The sequence below is a fragment of the Solwaraspora sp. WMMA2059 genome (genome assembly GCF_027497315.1).
Lineage (GTDB): Bacteria > Actinomycetota > Actinomycetes > Mycobacteriales > Micromonosporaceae > Micromonospora_E.
In genome coordinates this window covers 2,745,962-2,768,345 of the sequence record NZ_CP114908.1, presented here as the reverse complement: position 1 = coordinate 2,768,345, position 22,384 = coordinate 2,745,962, and the positions used below count along the sequence as shown (strand labels likewise).

22 protein-coding genes are annotated in these 22,384 nt (G+C 70.6%); 10 read left to right on the top strand and 12 right to left on the bottom strand.

Annotated features, from left to right (window positions below):
• Positions 1 to 18: 18 nt before the first annotated feature.
• The 9 genes from O7553_RS12835 to O7553_RS12795 form a co-directional block, all read right to left on the bottom strand.
• Entirely contained in the window at positions 19 to 1,059 is a 1,041-nt protein-coding gene (locus tag O7553_RS12835; protein WP_281555022.1) for a zinc-dependent dehydrogenase, read from the bottom strand.
• Entirely contained in the window at positions 1,056 to 1,523 is a 468-nt protein-coding gene (locus O7553_RS12830; RefSeq protein ID WP_281555021.1) for a PTS sugar transporter subunit IIA, read from the bottom strand. The genes O7553_RS12835 and O7553_RS12830 overlap by 4 nt, the downstream gene beginning before the upstream one ends.
• On the bottom strand, positions 1,516 to 1,824 hold the full coding sequence (locus tag O7553_RS12825) for a PTS lactose transporter subunit IIB (RefSeq protein ID WP_281555020.1): 309 nt from the start codon (positions 1,822 to 1,824) through the stop codon (positions 1,516 to 1,518). Before O7553_RS12825 ends, O7553_RS12830 begins: the two co-directional genes overlap by 8 nt.
• Positions 1,825 to 1,826: 2 nt before the next feature.
• The gene (locus O7553_RS12820) at positions 1,827 to 2,999 is read right to left on the bottom strand and encodes a PTS mannitol transporter subunit IICB (protein ID WP_281555019.1); all 1,173 of its coding nucleotides are present in this window, start codon (positions 2,997 to 2,999) and stop codon (positions 1,827 to 1,829) included.
• Between the two features lie 68 nt (positions 3,000 to 3,067).
• Complete coding sequence (pfkB, locus tag O7553_RS12815; RefSeq protein WP_281555018.1) at positions 3,068 to 4,012, bottom strand: 1-phosphofructokinase; 945 nt, start codon at positions 4,010 to 4,012, stop codon at positions 3,068 to 3,070.
• On the bottom strand, positions 4,009 to 4,770 hold the full coding sequence (locus O7553_RS12810; protein WP_281555017.1) for a DeoR/GlpR family DNA-binding transcription regulator: 762 nt from the start codon (positions 4,768 to 4,770) through the stop codon (positions 4,009 to 4,011). Before O7553_RS12810 ends, pfkB begins: the two co-directional genes overlap by 4 nt.
• Positions 4,771 to 5,068: 298 nt before the next feature.
• Positions 5,069 to 6,514: an amidase gene (locus O7553_RS12805; protein ID WP_281555016.1), complete on the bottom strand. Its 1,446-nt coding sequence runs from the start codon at positions 6,512 to 6,514 to the stop codon at positions 5,069 to 5,071.
• Positions 6,515 to 6,553: 39 nt separating this feature from the next.
• A complete protein-coding gene (locus O7553_RS12800) occupies positions 6,554 to 7,267 on the bottom strand; it encodes an alpha/beta hydrolase (protein WP_281555015.1) in 714 nt (237 codons plus the stop codon).
• Positions 7,268 to 7,326: 59 nt separating this feature from the next.
• On the bottom strand, positions 7,327 to 8,310 hold the full coding sequence (locus O7553_RS12795; protein ID WP_281555014.1) for an AraC family transcriptional regulator: 984 nt from the start codon (positions 8,308 to 8,310) through the stop codon (positions 7,327 to 7,329).
• A 193-nt stretch (positions 8,311 to 8,503) separates the two neighbouring features.
• On the opposite strand from O7553_RS12795, the gene O7553_RS12790 reads away from it, so the two are divergent.
• Positions 8,504 to 9,286, top strand: coding sequence for a sugar transferase (locus O7553_RS12790; protein ID WP_281555013.1), 783 nt, complete (start codon positions 8,504 to 8,506; stop codon positions 9,284 to 9,286).
• Positions 9,283 to 10,191: an NAD(P)-dependent oxidoreductase gene (locus O7553_RS12785; RefSeq protein WP_281555012.1), complete on the top strand. Its 909-nt coding sequence runs from the start codon at positions 9,283 to 9,285 to the stop codon at positions 10,189 to 10,191. The genes O7553_RS12790 and O7553_RS12785 overlap by 4 nt, the downstream gene beginning before the upstream one ends.
• Here the strand turns inward: O7553_RS12785 and O7553_RS12780 are convergent.
• Positions 10,158 to 10,949, bottom strand: a complete 792-nt coding sequence (locus O7553_RS12780; RefSeq protein WP_281555011.1) for an alpha/beta hydrolase — start codon at positions 10,947 to 10,949, stop codon at positions 10,158 to 10,160. The genes O7553_RS12785 and O7553_RS12780 overlap by 34 nt on opposite strands.
• Before the next feature lie 208 nt (positions 10,950 to 11,157).
• Here O7553_RS12780 and O7553_RS12775 point away from each other — a divergent pair, with 208 nt between their 5' ends.
• The 5 genes from O7553_RS12775 (at position 11,158) to O7553_RS12755 (ending at position 17,844) form a co-directional block, all read left to right on the top strand.
• Positions 11,158 to 13,641, top strand: a complete 2,484-nt coding sequence (locus O7553_RS12775) for a glycogen debranching N-terminal domain-containing protein (RefSeq protein ID WP_281555010.1) — start codon at positions 11,158 to 11,160, stop codon at positions 13,639 to 13,641.
• Entirely contained in the window at positions 13,638 to 14,852 is a 1,215-nt protein-coding gene (locus O7553_RS12770; protein WP_281555009.1) for a D-arabinono-1,4-lactone oxidase, read from the top strand. Before O7553_RS12775 ends, O7553_RS12770 begins: the two co-directional genes overlap by 4 nt.
• Before the next feature lie 226 nt (positions 14,853 to 15,078).
• Positions 15,079 to 15,660, top strand: coding sequence for an IS607 family transposase (locus tag O7553_RS12765; RefSeq protein ID WP_281555008.1), 582 nt, complete (start codon positions 15,079 to 15,081; stop codon positions 15,658 to 15,660).
• Positions 15,657 to 17,036 (top strand): IS607 family element RNA-guided endonuclease TnpB, encoded by a 1,380-nt coding sequence (gene tnpB / locus O7553_RS12760; protein ID WP_281555007.1) that lies wholly within the window; start codon positions 15,657 to 15,659, stop codon positions 17,034 to 17,036. Before O7553_RS12765 ends, tnpB begins: the two co-directional genes overlap by 4 nt.
• Positions 17,037 to 17,043: 7 nt before the next feature.
• The gene (locus tag O7553_RS12755) at positions 17,044 to 17,844 is read left to right on the top strand and encodes a hypothetical protein (protein ID WP_281555006.1); all 801 of its coding nucleotides are present in this window, start codon (positions 17,044 to 17,046) and stop codon (positions 17,842 to 17,844) included.
• Positions 17,845 to 17,898: 54 nt separating this feature from the next.
• Here O7553_RS12755 and O7553_RS12750 read toward each other — a convergent pair whose 3' ends face one another.
• Together O7553_RS12750 and O7553_RS12745 are read right to left on the bottom strand one after the other, a co-directional pair.
• Positions 17,899 to 18,405, bottom strand: a complete 507-nt coding sequence (locus tag O7553_RS12750; protein ID WP_281555005.1) for a roadblock/LC7 domain-containing protein — start codon at positions 18,403 to 18,405, stop codon at positions 17,899 to 17,901.
• Between the two features lie 61 nt (positions 18,406 to 18,466).
• Positions 18,467 to 19,381, bottom strand: a complete 915-nt coding sequence (locus tag O7553_RS12745) for an ABC transporter ATP-binding protein (protein ID WP_281555004.1) — start codon at positions 19,379 to 19,381, stop codon at positions 18,467 to 18,469.
• Between the two features lie 320 nt (positions 19,382 to 19,701).
• Here O7553_RS12745 and O7553_RS12740 point away from each other — a divergent pair, with 320 nt between their 5' ends.
• Genes O7553_RS12740 through O7553_RS12730 form a run of 3 tightly spaced genes read left to right on the top strand, consistent with a single transcriptional unit; the run spans position 19,702 to position 22,345 of the window.
• Positions 19,702 to 20,661: an ABC transporter substrate-binding protein gene (locus O7553_RS12740; protein ID WP_281555003.1), complete on the top strand. Its 960-nt coding sequence runs from the start codon at positions 19,702 to 19,704 to the stop codon at positions 20,659 to 20,661.
• On the top strand, positions 20,658 to 21,521 hold the full coding sequence (locus O7553_RS12735; protein WP_281555002.1) for an ABC transporter ATP-binding protein: 864 nt from the start codon (positions 20,658 to 20,660) through the stop codon (positions 21,519 to 21,521). The genes O7553_RS12740 and O7553_RS12735 overlap by 4 nt, the downstream gene beginning before the upstream one ends.
• Complete coding sequence (locus tag O7553_RS12730) at positions 21,521 to 22,345, top strand: ABC transporter permease (RefSeq protein ID WP_281555001.1); 825 nt, start codon at positions 21,521 to 21,523, stop codon at positions 22,343 to 22,345. The genes O7553_RS12735 and O7553_RS12730 overlap by 1 nt, the downstream gene beginning before the upstream one ends.
• The last annotated feature ends 39 nt before the right edge of the window (positions 22,346 to 22,384 follow it).

Sequence of the window (22,384 nt, the reverse complement as noted above, 5' to 3'; positions counted from 1 at the left end):
GTTCGTTGGGTTCCCGGGTCAGGGCTCGATGGTGACTTTGATGGCTTCGCCGCGGGCGACCACGTCGAAGGCGTCGAGGGCACGGTCCAACGGCAGCCGGTGGGTGATCAGATCGGCGACCGGAACCGCGCCGCTGGCGATCAGGGCGAGCGCCTCGGCGTTGTGCGACGGGCTGGAGCCGTTGGCACCGACGATGGTCAGCTCCCGGTAGTGCACCAGGTTGGAGTCGCAGGCGATGACCGGCTTGTCCTTGGGTAGACCGCCGAAGAAGCTGATCCGGCCCTGCCGGGCGGTCATCTGCAGCGCCTGTTCCTGGGCGACGCCGGCGGCGGTCGCGGTGATCACCACATCGGCGCCGCGTCCGTCGGTCAACTTCTTGATCTCGTCGATCACGTCGGTTTCGGCACCGCAGACGGTGGCGTCGGGATGCACCAGCGCGGCGGCCAGATCGAGCCGCTCACGGTTGACATCGACCAGGAAGACCCGGGCGGCGCCGCGCGAGCGGGCCAGCCGTACGTGCAGGCAGCCGATCGGGCCGGAGCCCATGATGACGACGTCGTCGCCCGGGCCGACCCGGGCCAGGTTCTGCCCGTTGAGTACGCAGGCGAGCGGCTCGGCCACCGACGCCTCGGCGTAGCCGACCCCGTCCGGGATGCGGTTGAGCCCGTCGACGGCGAGCACCTTGGCCGGGACCACCATGTGCTCGGCGAACCCACCGTCGTAGTGGTAGCCCATCGACTCCTGGTTGGGGCAGACCGTCATCCGGCCGCGCCGGCACTCGCCGCAGGTGCCGCACGGGATGGCCGCGATCACCTGGATCCGGTCGCCGGCGTGCCACCCGGCGACCTCGGCGCCGACCTCGACGACCTCGCCGGCAATCTCGTGGCCCATCACCCGGGGCGGGGCGAGGTGGTGGTGACCGTAGTTGCGGATCTTGACGTCGGTGCCGCAGGTCGAACAGGCCCGGACGCGGATCAACACGTCGCCGGGGCCGGGCTGCGGCTGCGGTGCCGCCTCGATCCGGACGTCGCCGGGGGAGTGGAACCGGACGACCTTCATGTGGAGCTCTCCTCTCCTACCGGCGCGAGCAGCCGGAGCACGTCGTCGATCTCGGTGGCCTCACGCAGCTCGCGGGCCTGTTCCGGGTCGAGCAGGATCTGGGCGAGGGCGGCGAGCAACTCCACGTGGCCGTCGCCGCGCGCCGCGATCGCCACGCAGACGGTGACCGGGGATCCGGCCCAGTCCACCCCGTCGGGGAAGCGCAGCACGGCGAGCGCGTCGCGGCGTACCGCCTCCTTGCCGGCCAGGGTGCCGTGCGGGATCGCCACACCTTCCCCGACATAGGTGGAGATGGACTGCTCGCGCTGCAGCATCGCGGCGACGTACTCCTCGGTGACCGCACCGAGCTCGACCAGCACCTCGCCGCAGCGGCGCACGGCGGCGACCCGGTCGCCGGCATGTTCGTTCAGCCGGACGGCCCGGCGCTCGAGCAGAGCGCCGGGGTCCGATTGCGGTTCAACCATCGAGTTGGCCGCCCTGCTGCACCACGGCCACCAGCCGGGCGACGGCCGGGTCGCCGAGAAAGATCTGCACCGGGACGACCACCTTGCCGGGCGCGCTGACGCGGGCCCGGTCGGCGAGCCCTTGGTGGCAGACGATGACGTCGGCGTCGGCCGGAATGGAGTTGACCGGGGTGTGCTCGACGGTCACCTGCTGCTTCTTGAGCTGCTTGCGCAGCTGGCTGGCGAGCATGACGCTGCTGCCCATGCCGGCGTCGCAGGCGACGACGACCTTGTGGATGCTCTGGGCATCGATGGTGGCCATCGTCATGCCTCCGTGGCGGTCGGCCGGTGGGTACCGGCGGTCGGGGTGGCGTGGTACGCGTGCGCGGCGGCGGGCGTGTCCGGGGTGGCGGCCTGCGGACCGGTGTTCTCCTCTACCGGTTCCTTGCCCTCGCCCCGACCGAAGCCGAGCAGCACCGAGGCGACCGCGAAGGAGACCGCCGCCGAGATGATCACGCCGAGCAGGACCGGGAACCAGCCCCCTCGCGGGGTGACCGCCAGGTAGGCGAAGATGCTGCCCGGCGACGGGGTGGCAACCAGACCGGCACCGGTGACCATGAAGGTCCAGACACCGGCCGCGCCACCGGCAATCATGGCGAGGATCAGCCGCGGCTTCATCAGCACGTACGGGAAATAGATCTCGTGGATGCCGCCGAGGAAGTGGATGATGATCGCCGCCGGGGTGCTGGCGCGCAGCAGCCGGGGCCCGAACAGGAGGAAGGCGACCAGCAGGCCGAGACCCGGCCCGGGGTTCGACTCGATCATGAACAGGATGGACTTACCGTCTTCGGCGGCCTCGGCGACGCCCAGCGGTCCGAACACGCCGTGGTTGATCGCGTTGTTGAGAAACAGCACCTTGGCCGGCTCGACCAGGATCGACACGAACGGCAGCAGGCTGTGGCCGACCATCCAGTCCACTGCGGAGCCGGCGGCGTCGGTGACGGCCTGCACCACCGGGCCGATCACCCAGATACCGACCAGTGCCATGCCACCGCCGATGATGCCGGCGGAGAAGTTGTTGATCAGCATCTCGAAGCCGGCCGGAATCTTGTCCTCGACCAGGCCGTCGAAGAGCTTCAGCAGGTACGCGGTCAGCGGGCCGATGATCATCGCACCGAGGAACATCGGTACGTCGGCACCGACGATGATGCCGACCGTGGCGACCGCGCCGACCACCGCGCCGCGCTGGCCGTGCACGAGCCGGCCGCCGGTGTAGCCGATCAGGATCGGCAGCAGCGTCGAGATCATCGGCCCGACCAGTTCGGCCATGGTCGCGTTGGGGATCCATCCGGTGGGGATGAACAGCGCGGTGATCAGACCCCAGGCGATGAACGCGCCGATGTTGGGCATCACCATGCCGGCGAGGTAGCCGCCGATTCTCTGGATCGTGGCCTTTACCCCGGTGCCCTGCACCTGGGGTGTGTAGTCGGTGGCCATGGTCTGCTGCTCCTTCTATGTGCGGGGGTAGGGAGTAGGCGATCGGTCTGGGGTATCGAGGTGACGGGTCATCCTTGGGTGACGAGTTGTTGCAGGTCATCCGGTCGGGGGTGCAGTCGTACGGTGTGCCGGCGCAGGTCGGCCGGCCCCGGCATCCGGCTGCCCGGCAGGCTGACCGCCGCCGCCCCCCAGGCCAGCCCTTCGGCGAGGGCGTCCGGCCCGCTGGCACCGGCGGCGAGGAAACCGGCGAGCAGCGCGTCACCGGCGCCGACCGTGCTGCGCGGCTGGTCGACGGGGGAGTCGCCGGTGCGTACCCCGTCGGTGTCGACCAGCACGGCACCCTGCGCCCCGAGGCTGGCCAGCACGGTGCCGGCACCCCATGCGCGGACCTGTCGGGCGGCGTCGACCACGTCGCCGAGGGCGTCCAGCGGCCGCCCGACGGCCTCGGCCAGCTCCTCCTGGTTGGGTTTGACCAGATCGGCTCCGGCCTCGGCGGCGGCCCGCAGCGGTGGGCCGCTGGTGTCGACGGCGAGCCGGAGCCCGGCGTCGAGCAACTGCCGGCACAGCGCGGTGAACCCGTCCACCGGCAGCCCGGGTGGCAGACTGCCGCAGACCACCACCCAGTCGGCCTGGTGCGCGGTGTCCAGCAGCCGGGCGGTGATCGCGTCGAATTCGTCCCGGCTCAGGGTCGGACCGGGCTCGTTGACCTTGGTGACGGTGCCGTCCGGCTCGGCGAGGGTGATGTTGGACCGGGTTTGCCCGGCGATTGGCACGGCGACCACCTCGACCCCCTCGGCGGCCAGCAGCCGGACGAGTTGACCGCCCTCGTCGCCGCCGCAGGGCAGCACGGCGACCGACGGTACGCCGTTGGCCAGTAGCGCCCGGGACACGTTGACGCCCTTGCCACCGGGGTCGAGGCGGGCGCCGGTGGCCCGGATGACCTCGCCGCGGACCAGGTCGTCGATCTCGACGGCGCGGTCCAGGCTGGGGTTGAGGGTGAGCGTGAGGATCATGCCCGCACCACCCGTGGCCCGGCCGACTCCACCTCGGCGACGAGGTCCGCGTTGAGGCCGTTGTCGGTGATCAGCGTGTCGATGTCGGCGAGCCGGCCGAACCGGGCAAGGTAGTCGTTGCCGATCTTGGTGTGGTCGGCCAGCACGACCGACCGGCGGGCGGCGCCGATCATCGCCCGCTTGACCGCCGCCTCGGCCGGGTCGGGTGTGGTCAGGCCACGTTCGACGGAGCAACCGTTGGTACCGATGAAGGCCACGTCGACGTAGACGTCGGCGAGCGGGCGAAGGGCCCAGTCGTCGACGGTGGCCATCGTGCGACCGCGTACCCGACCGCCCAGCAACAGGACGTTGAGGTTGCTGCGGGCACCGAGGACGGTGGCCAGCGCCGGGGAGTTGATCACGACGGTGAGTTCCCGGTCGGCCGGCAGGATCGCGGCCAGCCGGGCGGTGGTGGTGCCGGCGTCCAGGATGATCGCGCCCTCGTGGGGCAGCTCGGCCAGCGCGGCCTTGGCGATCCGTTCCTTCTCGGTGGTCAGCACCGCGTCCCGGGCTGCGAGCGCGGGCTCGAAGCCGATCCGTTCGACCGGGATCGCACCGCCGTGCACCCGACGCAGCACGCCGGCCCGCTCGAGGGTGGTGAGATCGCGCCGGATCGTCTCGGCGGTCACGTTGAGTGACTCGGCAAGCGCGGTCACGTCGACTCGCCCGTCGGCCCGGGCCAGCCGGACGATCTCCTGCTGCCGTTCCTCGGCGTACATGTGGTTTCACCACCGTTTCGTTTTGCTTCAGGTTTGTTTACGCCCGGCTCTGTTGGATGTCAAGAGGGGTGTCGAACGAATTCGGATCTTGACCTGTCGGTTGACCTGCGGAACCGGCGGTGCCGCAACTGGGTTGGCAGGCCGCGGACGGGGATCCGCTCATCCACCGGCCGTCCGCCGGTCGCCCACCCGAACATGGCTGTCTGCCTGGCTGCGCCGACCGCAGCGAATGGGGTAGGTCGGCCCGCCGACGCAGGCCGGCCAGGGTCAGCCCGGCGGGGCCGGGCCTGACCAAGGGTCAGGCCGGGACGCCGTGACCCGGGGCCGCCGCTGCCGGGCCGGGCCTGACCAGGTCGGGTCGGGTCGCCTCCAACGCTGCCGCCACGGCGAGGACGGCGAGGTCGTCGCCCGGCCGTCCGCCGAGCTGCACCCCGATCGGCATCCCGAGGTTGTCACGCCCCCAGGGCAGACTGATCGCCGGTCCGCCGGTCACGTTGAACATCCCCACGAACGGGGAGATCGCGAAGATCTCCCGGAACAGCTCGCTGCCCGGCCGGTCGGTGTGCAGCTGCCCGAGCGGTGGCGCCGGTTGCGCGGTGGTCGGGCTGAGCAGCAGGTCCACGCCGTCGAGGACGGCAGCCAACTCACCGGCGAGTCGGCGCAGTGCCGTGGTCGCCCGGACCTGGGTACGGGCGTCGGCCCGCCGTCCCCGCTGCACCAGGTCGAGCACCGCCGGTTCCAGGGTGTCCGGCCCGGCGTACCGTCCGGTGGCGGCGCAGATATCGTCGACCGCGGCGGCCAGATGACCGGCGATGACCGCACCGAGCACCGGCCCGAGCCGGCCGGCCGGCTCCACCGGCCCGATCGGGACCACCCGGTGACCGGCGGCGGCCAGCTCGGCGGCGACGGACTCGGCGGCAGCCCGGTACGCCGGATGCACCGGGGCGCCGCCGGGTGCCTCGGTGAGCAGTCCGACCCGTAGGACCCGGCCGGGGCCCGAACCAGCCGGACCGGTCCACTGGACACCGTCCACCGGGTACGGCTCGCCAGCGGCCATCCCGCTGCTGACCGACAGCAACAACGCGGAGTCCGCGACGGTGCGGGTGATGGCGTGTTCGTGGCTGAGCCCCGACCAGTCGTCCATCCGGTACGGGCCGGCAGGGTTGCGGCCCCGCGTCGGCTTGAAGCCGATGGTGCCGCACCAGGCCGACGGGATCCGGATGGACCCGCCACTGTCGCTGGCGTGCGCCGCCGGCACCATCCCTGCGGCCACCGCTACCGCCGCGCCGCCGCTGGAACCACCGGCGGACCGGTCCGGCCGCCACGGATTGCGGGTCGGCCCGTGCAGCACCGGTTCTGTGGTGATGTTCAGCCCGAACTCCGGCGAGTTGGTCCGTCCGATGATCAGCGCTCCGGCCTGTTCCAGCCGGCGCAGCAACGTGCTCGTGCCGGCCGGTGCCAGGCCGACGGCCAGCCGGCTGCCCCGGGTCAACGGAAAGCCGGCGACCTCGGCGTGCAGATCCTTGACCAGGTACGGCAGCCCGGCCAGCGGCCCGACCGGTCGGCCACCGGCGGCGGCCAGGCGACGCAACGCCGGCCCGGAGTCGACCGCCACCACCGCGTTGAGCCCGGCGTCACGCTCCTCGATGCGGCGTACCGCTGCGTCGACGACCTCTCGAGCGGGCACCTGACCGGACCGTACGGCGGCAGTCAGCTCGGTGATCGACCCGTCCAGCAGTTCCATGCCCGCCTCCCGCTCGGTTGCCACCCGGTCGACGGGTGGTCAGTCCGCTGCCGCCTCGATCAGCTTCGCCGCCAGCAACTGCGGATCGGTGAACAGCACCTCGTGCGAACCCGGCATCTCGACCAGCCGGAATTCGCCGAGCCGCTGCGACTGGCCGGGATGCCAACGGAACTCGTCCGGCGGGAACGCGACGTCGTCGACGGCGTACAGGTAGGAACGGGGGACCGGCAGGTCGGCGAATCCGGGCAGCGCGACCGGTTCCGCGGCCCGGGCCAGCGGCTCCGGGGTCAGCCGCGCGTAGGCGACCCGGGCGGTCTGCTCGTCGGCGTCGCTGATGAACGAGCGGAACGCCCCGTACGGCAGCATCAGGGTGCCTTCCGGAGTAGCCAGGCTGGTGAAGGCGGCGGCGGCCGACGGTGGCACATGCTGGAAGACGGTGTCGCCGTCGGCGAGGACGTACGCGTTGTGGAACACCAGCCGGCGGAGCCGGTCCGGTACGGCCACCGCGACGGCCTGTACGACCGCGCCGCCGAGGCTGTGCCCGACAAGCACCACGTCGCGCAGGTCGGACCGCCGGATCAGGTCGGTGACGGCACCGGCGGTCCGGGCGAAGGTCACCGTAGGGTCGGCGTTGGTGCCGTTGCCCGGCAGGGTGGGTGTGTGGACCTCGTGTCCGGCGGCGGTGAGTACCTGCCGGACGCCGTCCCAGCAGCTGCCGTCGTGCCAGGATCCGTGGACGAGAACGAAACGCATCTCGGGTGCCTCCGTCGCGGTCGGTGGGCCTGACGGTAGGCCGGCCTGCGTACGCAGGGTTATCGCCGGCGCGCCGGATCGCTGTCGGGATCCTGCCCGCGCTGGCCGGCCGGCCCGTCGGCGCGGTGTTCGCTGCGCCACTGTGCGGGTGGTGCGCCGTACCGGGCGCGGAAGAGCGCTCCGAGATGCGACGCCGACGCGAAGCCGTATCGGTGGGCTAGCTGCGCGACCGGGACGTCGGACCCGGCGAGCGCGACAGCGCAGGCGTGCAGCCGACGCTGCCGGATCCATCGGTACGGGGTGGTGCCGCCGGCGGCGAACGCCCGGTGCAGCTGCCGGGGGGACACCGCCAGCCGGCGGGCCAGCCACGGCACCGACAACGCCGGTTCGGCCAGCGAGTGCTCGATCAGCCGCTCGGCCGCGGTGCGCAGCGCGGCCAACGGGTCGGCGTCGACGGCGACGCCGGCACCGAACAGCGTGGCGGTGATGACGGTGTCGACCATGGTCGCGACCTCCGCTCGCTGCCCGGCCCCGGCGGCCGCGGCTGCGGTCATCAGGTGTGGCAACTGCCGACACAACGCCCGGCCCACCGGACCCAACATCGCGGAGCGCACCGGTCCGTCGAGGCCGGGGTAGCGGGCCGTGACGAGTGTGCGGGGCAGGGCCACGAACAGTACGTGGGCCGGTGCTGGGTAGTCGACGTCGAACGTCTCCGGGCCGGGGACGACGACCAGCCGGTCCGGGCCGATCGGGTCGGTGCCACCCCGGTGCGTGATGGTGCCGGTGGCCCGCTGGCCGAGCAGCAGGAACACCGCATCGGCGGCGTTGGGGTCGGTGGTGTCGTGCGGTCGGCGGGAGGAGTGCAGCGCGCCGACCGCGGCGGAGATGAGCCGCAAGGATCCCAGTGGTACCTCGGTGATGCGGGCGCGGAATCGGCTTGGATCGCGGATCGTGACGGTCTGTTGCACCAAGGTGTGTCGCAGCGCGGAGTTGAACTCGTGCAGCCCGGCCGGCCCGTCGAAACCCTGGCGTCGCAGCGGCACGCGTCCCTCCCTCGGCCGGCCTGGTCGGTGCTGCTGACCTGCCGATCAGCGTACTGGTCCGGGTCCCGTCGTCACCCGAGCCGACGGCAGCGGCTCAACCGATGTTCCGATTTACGGCGAACGACACGCTTAGTCTTATTCATTCTGTTACAAAGCTTTTGTCAGTTGAGCAGCTACTTCCGGAGGCCCGTCCATGACCTCGCCAGCGGCCTGCCTCGCAGCCGAACCGACGATGCCGACCAGTCGTCCCCGCCGCTATGACCGGGTCAAGCGGGTGCTCGACGTGGTGGGCGCGGCGACCGCCCTGGTCGTCGGCGCGCCGCTGCTGGCCGGGGTCGCCCTGCTCATCCTCGTCACGCTGGGCCGGCCGGTGTTCTTCCGGCAGGTGCGGCCCGGCCGGGACGGCGAGCTCTTCGAGATGGTCAAGTTTCGCACCATGCTCGAGGTGGATCCGGCCCGCGGCCTGGTCACCGACGCCGACCGGCTAACGCCGGTCGGCCGCTGGCTGCGCGCCACCAGCCTCGACGAACTGCCCGAGTTGTGGAACGTACTGCGCGGTGAGATGAGCCTGGTCGGCCCGCGTCCCCATCTGGTGAAGTACCTGGAGATATACACACCCTCGCAGGCCCGACGGCATGAGGTGCGACCCGGTATCACCGGCCTCGCCCAGGTCCGCGGCCGCAACGAGCTGGCCTGGGAGGACAAGTTCGCCTACGACATCGAGTACGTGGACAACCGCAGCCTCCGGCTCGACCTGCGGATCATGGTCGAGACCGTCCGGGTGGTGCTGCGCCGGGAAGGGATCGCCGCGCCAGGGTCGGTCACCTGGCACGAGTTCACCGGGACCCCGACGCCGCCGGACCCCGTCGGGGCCAGCACCGTCCCGGCCGACCCGGTCCTGGCCACGGCACCCGACGGCTCGGCAGCCACCTTCCGTCGACCCCGCGGTGACCTGGCCGGCCGGTGCCGCAGTTGAGCCGGACCAGGATCCTGCTCTTCGGCTCCACCGGACTGCTGGGTCGGCAGATCCACGCTGCGCTGATGGCGGACGCGGTGGTGACCGCACCGACCCGGGCCGACTGCGATCTCGCCACGGCGGGCGTGACCGAACTCGCCCGGCTGCTCGCGGCCGTCCGGCCGGACGTCGTGGTCAACTGCGCCGGCCGCACCGTTGGTGACAATGCCGAGCTACTCCGGATCCACCTACTGGCCGTGGCCGCGCTCGCCGAGGCGATGGTCGACGTCGTGCCGGGCACCCGGCTGGTACGGCTCGGTTCCGCCGCCGAGTACGGCGTCGTGCCCAGTGGCCGCCCGGTGCGCGAGGACGACCCGGCCAACCCGGTGAGCGCGTACGGGTTCAGCCACCTGGCCGCCACCCAGTTCGGCGAGCTGGTCAGCACCGACGAACGGGTCGAGGTCGTCACGTTGCGGGTGTTCAACCCGGTTGGTCCGGGTCTGCCGGTGGACAGCGCGCTGGGGCGGGCGGCTGATCTGCTGCGCGTCGGCGGACGGTCACCGCTGGCGATGCGGCTGCTGGACACTGTGCGCGACTTCGTCGACCTACGTGACATCGCCGCTGCGGTGCGCGCCGCCGCGCTCGCCACCCACCTGCCCTACCGACTGTTCAACGTGGGCGGCGGGCGGCCGGTCGGGGTCCGGGACGCGGTCACCTGTCTGGCCCGGGCAGCTGGTCACAGCGGTGAACTCGGTTTGGGGGAGTTCTCCCCGACGGTGAGCCGGTCCGCCGCCGTTCCCTGGATGTGCGCCGACATCAGCCGCGCCCGGCAGGTGCTCGGCTGGTCACCCAGCTACGACCTGACGGACTCGGTAAAGGCGCTGCTGGCGGATTACCACGATGGTGGCCCCCACAGCCGTAGGTAGCGACTCACCATCGAGTTGGTCTGCCGCGGCACCTCGAACTGGAAGAAGTGGCCGGAACCCACCACCTGCCCGATCACCGCCTCGGGTACCAGCTCCCGCAACCGTCCGTAGTCGGCGAACGGTGCCGGGCCACCGATGTACAGCAGCCGGCGTCCCCACGCGGTCAGCGCGGCGTCGCCACCGGCCTCGACGAAGTCGGCGAGACCGTCGAGGGTGGCGGCGGCGACGGTGTCACTCGGCCGTAGCATCTGGTCGATCGCCCAGTCGATCAGCCGAGGGTCCGACTCGGGAATGAAGAACGACCGGATGATGTCGATCCGGGCCTGGCGCGGGTCCTCGCCGCGGATGGACTCCGCCAGCGCGGCCACCTGCTCCGTCGTGCCGGGCGGCACGGCCACCGACGCGTCCAACAGCAGCAGCGCCGCGACCCGGTCGCTCGCCTGCGCGGCTGCGGCCAACGACCAGACCCCGCCCATGCTGTGCCCGATCAGCACGACGTCGTCCATCTCGAGCTCGATCATCAGGTCCCGCAGGTCCGCACCGAGCTCGGGAACACTGAAGCCGCGGTCCCCGGCCGGGCTCGCGCCGTGTCCCCGCATGTCCACCGAGATGATCCGTCGCCGCCAGCTGGCCAGACGGGCGGCGAGGGGCTTCATGAACCGGTGGTTGCAGCACCACCCATGCACGAGCAGTACATCCTGTCGGCCGCGGCCGGTCTGCCAGTAGCGCATCCCGGCGGTCGTGCGGTCGTGACTCATGTCGTTGGCCTCCTTCGCTTCGGCGCATGCCGCGCCCTCGATACGGCCTGTAATCATTGTGCCTCATCTGGTTACTTTCGGCATCCGTGGTCTACGGCCCGTCTCCTGTCGGTCACGGATCACCCGCACTGGGTGATCCCCTGCGGGTGGTAGACGGGTCATGCTGGCACCCAGGTGGACCGACCGAGGACGACTGAGGGGAGCGGCGATGACCGACGTGATCGGTCGGTTCTTCGACGGTCTCCAGACGCGCGGCGACGGTCGACTGCCGCCCCCGGCCAGTGGCACGATCCGGTTCAACCTCACCACCCCGGACGGCGGTGTCCGCAGCTGGTCGGTTACCTATCATGACGGGCATGCCGTGCTCGAGCGTGACCCGAAGCGGGTCGACTGCACCATCGACACCTCGGTGGAGACCTTCCAGGCACTGATCGACGGCCGGGAGAACACCATCTCGTTGCTGCTGCGCAACGGCGTGTCGGTCCGGGGCGATCTGCCGCTGTTCCTGACCTTCCGCCGCCTGCTGCCGCTGCACGCGGACAGCGCCGGGGCGGAGTCGAGGGCCCGGCCGGTCGCCGAGCCGGTCGGCGCTCGGTCGGCCACCGCGAAGCCGGTCAGCATCCTCTACGGAAACATGTTCATGGTCAGCGACCGGCGGGGCGACATCGAACCGGTGCCATCCGCACCGTTCGGCTTGTTCTTCTACGACACCCGCTTCCTGTCCTACTGGCGGCTGACCGTCGACGGGCAACGGATGAACACGCTGTCCATCGACGACCTGCAGTACTTCGAGTCGCGGTTCTTCCAGGTGCCGGGAGAGCCGACGCACTACGTGGACGCCACCATCTCGGTGTTCCGGCACCGCTGGATCGGCGACGCGTTAACCGAGCAGATAGCCGTGTTCAACCACCGGGAGGAGCCCGTCCAGCTGAGCCTGCGCATCGACGCGGCGGCCGACTTCGCCGAGGTGCTGGAGGTCAAGGAGGGTTACCACACCGAACGCGAGATCGCGGTTACGGCCGAGCCGGACGCGCTGCGGTTCCGCTACGAGCGGGGCACCTATTTCCGTGAGACGATCCTGTCCAGCAGCGTGCCGGCCCGCATCGATCCCGGTGGCTTGACCTTCGAGCTGGCCCTCGACGCCCACGACACCTGGTACACCGATCTGACGGTGAAGACCTTCGTCCGTGGGGCCGGAAACCGCGATCTGCGCGAGAGTCTGCGCAGCTACGCCGAGCGGCCCAAGCCCGAGGTGCAACGGGAACTCGACCAGTGGATGGCCAGTGCGCCGAAACTGACCTGTGACCATGAACCGTTACGGGAGGCGTACCAGCAGAGCGTCGTCGACCTGGCGGCGCTGCGCTACAAGGGGGTCAACTTCCGTGACATGCTGCCGGCGGCGGGCATGCCCTGGTTCATGACGTTTTTCGGCCGGGACAGCCTGATCAGCTGCCTGCAGACGCTACCGTTCCTGCCCACCACCACGATTCCCGCGTTGGCGATCATGGCGCTGGCACAGGGTACCCGCGAGGATCCGTTCCGGGCCGAACAGCCCGGCAAGATCCCCCAGGAGAGCCGGTACGCCGAGTCCGCGCTGTTCAACGAGGTCTCGCACGCCGCCGACTTCTCCGCCGCGGACACCACACCCCTGTTCATTGTGCTTCTCGACGAGTACGAACGGTGGACCGGTGACACCGCACTGGTGCGCGACATGGAGTTTCAGGCCCGCGCGGCACTGGACTGGATCGACCGGCACGCAGACCTCGTCGGCACCGGCTACGTCTGGTATGGGCCCCGGCCGACCCGGACCGGGCTGTTGAACCAGAGCTGGAAGTGCTCACCCGGTGCGATCAGCTTCCACGATGGGCGGGAGGCAACCTTCCCGCAGGCGACCTGCGAGATTCAGGGCTACGTGTACGACGCGCGGATGCGTGGTGCCCGGCTGGCCAGGATCTGCTGGGGCGACCACGCCTTCGCCGACCAGCTCGAGAAGCAGGCGACCGAGCTGCGAGACCGGTTCAACCGGGATTTCTGGCTTGCCGACCGCGGCTACTACGCCCACGCGCTGCAGGCCGACGGCAGTCCGGTCGACGCGCTCACCTCCAACATCGGGCACCTACTGTGGAGCGGCATCGCCGAACCCACCAAGGCGCGGTCGGTCGTGCGGCACCTGATGGGTCCGCAACTGTTCGGCGGCTGGGGGATCCGCACCCTCGCCACTGGGGCGCGGCGGTTCAACCCGGTCGGCTACCACACCGGTTCGGTCTGGCCGTTCGACAACTCCCTGATCGCCTGGGGACTGTGGCGGTACGGCTACCGGGAGGAGGCGGCCCGGGTGGCCGGGGCGGTGCTGGAGGCGTCGCAGTACTTCGGGGCCCGGCTGCCCGAGTGCTTCGCCGGCTACGACCGGTCGTTGACCAAGTACCCCGTCCCGTACTCCGCCGCGGGCAGCCCGCATGCCACCTCGGCCGGCGCGACGCTGCTGTTCCTGCGGGTGCTGCTCGGTCTCGACCCCTACGACGGGGATCTGATCATCGACCCGGCCGTTCCGGAGGGGATGGGCCACATCGAGCTGCACGACATCCCGGGATGCTGGGGGATGCTGGATGCGCTGGGCCGGGGCCGGCGGGACCTCGCCCGGCCGCGTCGCCGCACCCGCCGCCCCGGTGACCCGCTGCGGGCGGCGCTGTGACCTCGCCGTCTGTCACCGCTACCACGACTTGGCGCAACTGGTCCGGTGGGTTGACCTTCGAGCCGGCCACGGTGGCCCGGCCGGAGTCGGTCGCCGCGCTGTGCCGCGTCCTGCGCGCCGCCGCCGAGCAGGCGGTGACGGTACGGCCGGTTGGCGCCGGGCATTCGTCCGCGCCGCTCGTGCAGACCGGGGACATCCTGCTGAGCCTGGACCGGCTGCCCGCCGGGGTACTCGAACCGCCGCACAACCGGCAGATCTGGGTCGGTGCCGGCACCCGGCTGCACGACCTGGGCCGTCAGCTGCGCCACCACGGACTCGCGATGCCGAACCTCGGCGACGTCGACACCCAGGCGTTCGCCGGTGCCGTCTCGACCGGCACCCACGGCAGCGGCCTCGGCCTGCCGAACTTGTCCGCCCAGGTGACCGGGGTCCGACTGGTCACCGCGGCCGGACAACCGGTGCAGATCGACGCCGACGGCGACCCCGACCTGTTGCCGGCTGCCCAGGTGTCGCTCGGCGTGCTGGGTGTGTTCACCGCGTTGCGGACCCGGCTGGTCCCCGCGTTCCAGGCCCGGCGGCGGGAGTGGGGCCTGCCGGTGGAGGCGTGCCTGACCACGTTCGACGAGCTGCTGAAGGTCAACCGCAACGTCGACTTCTACTGGTATCCGCGGCGTGACGACGCGCACCTGCGGACGGTGAACCCGATTACCGACGATCCCGGCCCGGACACGCTGCCCGGCAGCGGCTGCACCGAGGAACGGACCGGCTCCAGCGACGCCGCGCTGATCAAGCGGCGGTCCCTGCGTTTCCACGAGATCGAGTACTTCGTTCCGGCCGCGGCCGGTCCGGCCTGCTTCCGAGAGGTCCGGCACCGGATCCGGACCCGGCACCGGCAGCACGCCGCCTGGCGGGTCCTCTACCGCTATGTGGCCGCCGACCAGGCGTTCCTCAGCCCGGCGTACGGTCGGGACAGCATCACCATCTCGGTGCACCAGAACGCGACGCTGCCGTACCGCGAGTTCTTCGCCGACATGGAACCGATCTTCCTGGCCCATGATGGGCGGCCGCACTGGGCGAAGATCCACGGGCTGGAAGGCCGGGACCTGCTTGCCCGCTACCCGCAGGCGGACCGGTTCCTCGCCGTCCGTGAGCGACTCGATCCCGACGGGCGGTTCCTCACCGACTACCTGCGTCGGCTGCTGAGCCTGTGACCGAGCTGCTCGGCTGCTGGTGGGGCCGGTGACCTGGCTCGCAGGTCCGGCCCCATCCGGCGGGCCTAAGATTGCCCCGTCCCGCAACCGGGTAGCAGGGGCACCGTCCGCCGCATCGACGGGCCACAAACCCGCCGCGCCACGGGCGGGCAGGAACTGGAGTGGGGTAGCTGACTGTTGGCGCTCCGGGCATCTATGGCGCTCTTGAAGCTGCTATGATGCTCGCGTGAACCTCAAGGAGTGGGCAGCGTCGACCGGCATCGCGTACATCACCGCTCGGCGACAGTACGCAGCCGGGACGCTGCCTGTTCCCACCTACCGGATCGGTCGACTGATCATGGTCGGTGAGCCGGTCACCGGCACGTCGGCCGAGACGGGGCAGACCGTGGTGTACGCCCGGGTGTCCTCAGCCGATCAGAAATCCGACCTGGACCGGCAAGTCGCCCGGGTCACCGTGTGGGCCACCGGGCGGAAACTCGGCGTCGACCGGGTGGTGACCGAGGTTGGATCCGCGTTGAACGGGCACCGCAAGAAGTTCCTCGCGCTGCTGCGCGACCCGAAGGTGGCAACGATCGTGGTTGAGCATCGGGACCGGTTCGCCCGGTTCGGGGCCGAGTACGTTGAGGCGGCGCTGGCCGCGCAGGGCCGCCGACTGCTGGTGGTCGACCCGGCTGAGGTCGACGATGATCTGGTCCGCGACGTGACGGAGATCCTGACGTCGTTGTGCGCCCGCCTGTACGGGCGTCGCGCTGGCGCGAACCGTGCCCGCCGGGCGGTCGAAGCCGCCACCGAGAGTGGCCCGGCGTGAAAGCGATCCAGGCGTACCGGTTCGCCCTCGACCTCACCTCGCGCCAGGAACGCGACGTCCTTGCACACGCTGGGGCCGCCCGGCTCGCCCACAACTGGGCGCTCGCGAAGGTCAAGGCGGTCATGGACCAGCGCATCGCCGAACGCTCCTACGGCGTACCAGACGAGTTGCTGACGCCGTCACTGTCCTGGTCGCTGGCCGGTCTTCGGAAGGCATGGAACGCCGCGAAGCCCGAAGTCGCGCCGTGGTGGGGTGAGGTGTCGAAGGAGGCGTTCAACACCGGCCTCGACGCGCTCGCTCGCGGGTTGAAGAACTGGACTGACTCCCGCAGCGGGAAACGCGCCGGTCGGCCGTCGGGTTTCCCCCGGTTCAAGTCCCGCCGCCGTACCACGCCCAGCGTACGGTTCACCACCGGGGCGATCCGGGTCGAACCGGACCGGATGCACGTGGTGCTACCCCGGCTGGGCCGGTTGAAGTTGCACGAGTCCGCCCGCAAGCTCGCCCGCCGTATTGAAGCCGGCACCGCCCGGATCATGTCCGCGACAGTGCGTCGTGATGGCGGACGGTGGCATGTGTCGTTCACCGTCGAGGTCGAACGCGCCGAACGCAGCCCGGCCCGACCCGGCTCGGTGGTTGGTGTGGACGTCGGTATCCGGCATCTCGCGGTGCTGTCCACCGGCGAGTTGGTCGACAACCCGCGCCACCTCGTGGCCGCGCGGCAACGGATGCATGCGCTCGGCCGGACGCTGTCGCGCAAGCAGGGCCCGGACCGGCGTACCGGACGACGTCCCTCGAAGCGGTGGGAACGGGCCGCGAGCCGGCTCGGTCGCGCTCACGCCCGGGTCGCTCATCTGCGCCGTGACGGGCTGCACAAGCTCACCACCCGGCTCGCCACGACGTACGGCACCGTTGTGGTGGAAGACCTCAACGTCACCGGCATGCTGCGCAACCGGCGGTTGGCCCGGCACGTCGCCGACGCCGGATTCGCGGAGATCCGCCGCCAGTTGGCGTACAGGACCGGACGGAACGGCGGCCGGCTTGTGGTGGCCGACCGCTGGTACCCGTCCAGTAAGACCTGCTCGGGCTGTGGCACGGTGAAAACCAAGCTGGCCCTGTCCGAGCGTGAATACCGGTGTGAGGCGTGCGGTCTAGTCATCGACCGTGACCGCAACGCCGCTGTGAACCTGGCCGCCCTTGCGGCGGCAACCGCCGGGAGTGGCCCGGTGGCAGCACGTGGAGCCGACCAGAAGACCCGCACACGCGGGCAGGTGGCCGTGAAGCGTGAACCCGGCACCGCTCAAGCGGATCAGACCGGACCGTCCTACCGCAAGGCAGGACTACCAACCGTGCGCTCACTAAAGCCCACTGAGAGGTAACGGAGCCGTGCAACCGACCGTAGCCAGCAACGAACCGTCCACCGACCGGCCGGCGGACGTGCCGGACGGCACGCCACCGGGGACGTCGCGTCGGGCGTTGGCCGCCGTCGCCGTCGTCGCCGCCCTGCTGGTGGCGGCGACGATCGTGGCGGTGGTGGTGAACGCAGTGGGCTCACGCCCGGTTACCGACGGCGACGTGGCGTGGACGGTGCAGACACCACGCGAGGGGCGGTCCGAGGCGCGGCTGGAGATTCCCGACGGTGCGCCAGAGATTCGGGTGGTGGCCGCTGATCTCGGTGATCAGCTGCTGCGGGCGGAGACTCCGGTCGGCGGTGCGGCGGCGCCGGAGGTGACCACCTCCGACGGCGTGGTCCGGGTCGGACTGACCGATACCGGGTACAACGGTTCCGGCGAGCTGCGCGTCACCGTCCACAGCGATCTGCTCTGGTCGGTCCGGGTGGCGGGCGGGGCAACCCGCACCCGGGTCGATCTGACCGGAGCCCGAGTCTCCCACGTGGACGTCGCGGGCGGTGCCAGCGCATTGGACCTGGCGCTGCCGGAGCCGTCCGGCACGGTCGACGTCCGGATGTCCGGCGGGGTCAGTACCTGGCGGATCGAGTTGCCGCAGCAAACGCCGGTGCGGATCCGGCTGGGCTCCGGGGCGGGCAGCGTCGACCTGGACGGCGAGCGGAGCGACGGGGTCGCCGGCGGCGAGACGGTGGCCTCGACGGACTGGGAGGAGGCCACCGACCGCTACGATGTCGATGCCGTCGCCGGGGTCGCCGACCTCACGGTGACCCGACGGTAACCAGTTGCTGTGACGTTCACCGCGGCGCCGAGTCGGTGGGTGGTGCTGACCGGCTCAGCGCCGCGTCGGAAGGTCCTGTCGCTCCGCGGCATGCGCGCCGAGCGTCGGTGCGCCGCCGTGCAGGAGCGCCTCAGCGGTGCGGACGGCGGCCTCGGGGGCCTCCTCCGGCGCGGGGAACGCCGGCAGGTGCCGGTCGGCCCGGCCGGCGAACAGCGCCACCTCGTAGGCTACCGAGTCCATGTCGGAGCCGGCGTCGAAGACGGCCGCGATGATCGCACCGCCGGGTGTCGCGGCGATGAACAGGAACGCCGTACCCATCTGGACGACGATCTGCCGGACCCGGCCGGTGTCGGCATGCTGACCGACCGCGACGGCGAGGGCGCGTAGACCCGCCACCAGGCCGGACAACTGCTCGCCCAGCTCGTGGTCGACCCCTTTGGACCAGGCCAGGAGGATTCCGTCGGGGGAGAGTGCCACCGCCTGTTGCGCCTGCGGCACCCGGTCCACCAGGTCGTCCAGCAGCCGGGAGACGTCACCAGTGGTGACCACGGGGTATGCCATGGAGGGTCTCTCTTTCGGTCGGTGCGCGTTGCCGGCCAAACAGTACCCTCGGCCCGACCCGTCAGTGCGTAACGGCACGAATCACCGGAATAGATTTCTGATCCACGGTGGAGGCGCGGGCAGCGCCTGCGGCGAGTGGGACGACGAGCGGGGTGCCGCTCACCGGATCCTCGATGACCAGCACCCGCAGCCCGAACACCTCCCGGACCAGTTCGGGAGTCAGGATCTCTGCCGGGGCGCCGCTGGCCAGCACCTGTCCGTCCTTCATCGCGACCAGGTGCCGGGCGTAGCGCGCGGCGAGGTTGAGATCGTGCAGCACCATCACCACGGTGCGGCCACCCTCCCGGTGCAGTCGGTCCACCAGTTCGAGTACGTCGATCTGGTGTGCCAGGTCGAGATAGGTGGTCGGCTCGTCGAGCAGCAGGATGTCGGTGCCCTGGGCGAGTGCCATCGAGATCCAGGCCCGTTGCCGCTGACCGCCGGAGAGCGTGTCCACCGGACGTTCGGCCAGATCGGTGAGGTCGGTCCAGGCCAGTGCCTGGGCGACGACCTCTTCATCGGCCCGGGACCACTGGCGCAGCCAGGTCTGATGCGGCTGGCGGCCGCGTGCGACCAGATCGGCCACGGTGAGCCCGTCCGGCGCGGTCGGAGCCTGCGGCAGGATGCCGAGTCGGCGGGCGACCTCCCGGGTCGGCAACCGCTGGATCCGCTCGCCGTCGAGGAGTACCTCCCCGGCGGTGGGCCGCAGCAGCCGGCCGAGGGCGCGGAGCAGGGTCGATTTGCCGCAGCCGTTCGGCCCGACGATCGCGGTGACCGATCCGTCGACGATGTCCAGGTCCAGCTGCGGGACAACCACCTGGTGGCCGTACCCGAGCCGCAGCGCCCGGGCCCGTAGCCGGGGTGAGTTCCCGGTAGGTCGGGTGTCCCGCGGTCCGGGTCCGGACGCAGTCACCGGCAGTTCTGCGAGGTTGGTCATGGGTTGCTCCTCGGCGTCGGTCGGCGTCCCGCGTTTCATGAAGGGTAGCCTTACCGAAGCTCCGGTTCCACATCAAGGCCTGGTGTCGAGTCTCCGCCGGCTAGGTACTCTCGGTAGTGGCCCGTCGAGTTTCCGTGACGTGCAATGGCCTGAACTGGGCATCTGTTTCCGGTTTTCGACTACTCGAGGTGACCTTCGTTGGTCGACGAGCTCCGTTCGCTGGCTTGGCCGCACCCTTGACTCCCTCTCGTGGTGCCCAGTAGCGTCTCAGAATAAGAACCTAGAACCACATTATGAGTCGCAATGAACTGGGGACAGCCATGAGATTGCGTACCTTGCGGGTGGTCGGCGCCGCGCTGCTGATCACTGCCGTCGCCGCGGCCTGTGCGGAGAACCAGGACCCGGGCGGTGAACCTGGCACACCGGCCGAGACGACGACCATCGACTTCGGGGTCGGCGTCGATCCCGCGTACTCGCCGATCTACCTGGCCGATCAGCAGGACCTGTTCGCCGAGGCCGGGCTCGACGTCACCGTGACGCAGTACCAGGAAGGCACCGGTGGCCTCGACGCGATCCTCGCCCGCGAGGGTCAGGTCACCGCGAGTACCGAATCGAGCCTGCTCAACCGGGCCACCCGGGGAGACGTGAAGGGCATCGCGGTCTTCTCCCAGTCGCCGGACTTCATCAAGCTCGTGGTCCGCGACGAGATCGGCGAGGTCGCGGACATCTCCCGCTACGGCGTGGTGACCGGAACGGTCAACGAGTACGCCACGAACAAGATTCTCGACAGCTACGACATCAGCCGGGACGCCGTCGAATTCGTCACCTCCTCGCCGGCGGAGATGCCGGCACTGCTGCAGCGCGGTGACATCGACGGCTTCATCATGTGGGAGCCGTGGCCCTCGCGCGGTGTCGATGGCGGCGGCAAGATCCTGCTCACCAGCGGTGACGTCGGCTACGTCTACAACCTGATCATCGGGGTGGACGGAGCCTGGTACGAGGCCAACCAGGAGGCCGCCGCCACTCTGGTGGACACCATCGGCGAGGCATGTGAGCAGATCACCGCAGATCCGCAGGTCGCCGGTACCGCGACCGAGAACGCCATCGAGGTGCCCGCGGCTGAGGCTGTCGACCTGCTCGACGGCGTGCAGTGCCAGGTCCGTGACTTCACCGACGAGGACCTGCAGCGCTACGCCGAGATCGCCCAGTTCCAGCAGGACAGCGGCATCGTGTCCGACCCGGCCGACCCGGCCGAGGTGATGATCCGGGGCGTGGCGTGACCGGGCGGACCGCCACCTCCGCCGGACGGGGACCGGATTCCGGCCCCCGTCCGGCGGGCTCCCCGGTGCAGGTCCGCGACGTCGACATCCGCTTCGACGACTTCGAGGCGGTCGCCGGGGCGACGCTCGACATCGCCGGTGGGGAGTTCGTCTGCCTGCTCGGCCCCAGCGGCTGCGGCAAATCGACCCTGTTGAATGCAATCGCCGGGTTCGTCCGGCCGGCCGCCGGGCAGGTGCTGTGCGCGGGCGAGCCGGTCACCGGCCCGGACGTCAGCCGGGGCGTGGTGTTCCAAAGCGCAGAGGCCTTGTTCCCGTGGCTGACCGTACGCCAGAACGTCGCGTTCGGCCCCCGGATGCGGGGTGTGCCGCGTGGCCAGCGGGCCGGGATCGTCGACCGCTACCTGACCATGGTCGGCCTCAGCCACAGCGGCGACCGATTCCCCAGCCAACTCTCCGGCGGCATGCGTCAGCGGGCCCAGCTCGCCCGGGTGCTGGCCAACGAGCCGTCGGTGGTGTTGATGGACGAGCCGTTCGGCGCGCTGGACGCCCAGACCCGGCTGGTCATGCAGGCCGAACTCGACCGCATCTGGCGCCAGTCCCGGCCCACCATCCTGTTCGTCACCCACGACATCGGCGAAGCGATCCTGCTCGCCGACCGGATCGTCACCATGACCGCTGGCCCGGCGGCCCGGATCAAGCAGGTGTACCCGGTGGACCTGCCACGGCCGCGGGAACTGACCGATCCGGCCGCCGCCGGGCTGTTCCGCGAACTGCGCGAGGACATCGGCACCGAGGTCGCCCAGACCCTGCGCGCCCAGGGTCTGGACGACGGGCACGGTCTGAACGGAGGTGGCGGCTGATGGCCGTCGACGTGCAACGTCCACCGGCCGCCCGGGCGGCCGGGTTTCGCCCACGCCGCTTCGCTGGCCGGCGTCGACACACCCGTGTCGTGCTGTCGGTGCTGTCGGTGCTGCTCGGCCTGCTCATCTGGGACCTGGTCAGCCGCAACTACACCGCGTTCTTCCTGCCCTCACCCCGGTTGACCTGGCAGGGGGCGGTGGAGCTGGCGACCAACGGGACGCTGTGGGACTCCGTCTGGGCGTCCAGCCAGCGCATCCTCAGCGGCTGGGGGCTGGGCGTACTGATCGGGGTGCCGGTCGGGTTGCTGATGGGCCGCAGCCGGCTACTGCGGCTGATGCTCGACCCGTACATCCAGTTCTTCCGGTTCGTGCCGCCGATCGCCTTCGTCACCCTGGCGATCATCTGGCTCGGTCCGGGTGAGGCCTCGAAGATCGCGTTGATCTTCTACACCACGGTCTTCATCGTTGCGCTGAACACCCTGGCGGGGGTGCTCGCCGTCGACGAGTTGAAACTGCGGGCGGCGCGGGCGCTGGGCGCCGGGCCGGTCCGCACCCTGGCCTCGGTGATCCTGCCGGCCACGGTGCCGTACGCCGTCACCGGCGCCCGGCTGGCGATGGGCAACTCGTTCCTCACCATCGTCTCCGCGGAGATCGTCGCGGCGCAGAGCGGCCTCGGTTCGCTGATCTGGACCGCCCGCAACTACGCCAAGACCGAATGGGTGTTCGTCGGCATCATCGCTCTCGGCCTGCTCGGCTACCTGTTCGACTGGGTGCTGCGCACAGTCGCCCGCGCCAGCCTGCGCCGCTACGGCGTCACCTTCTGACCGGTTCGGGCTCCCGGCACTGGTCGACGCAATCAGCAC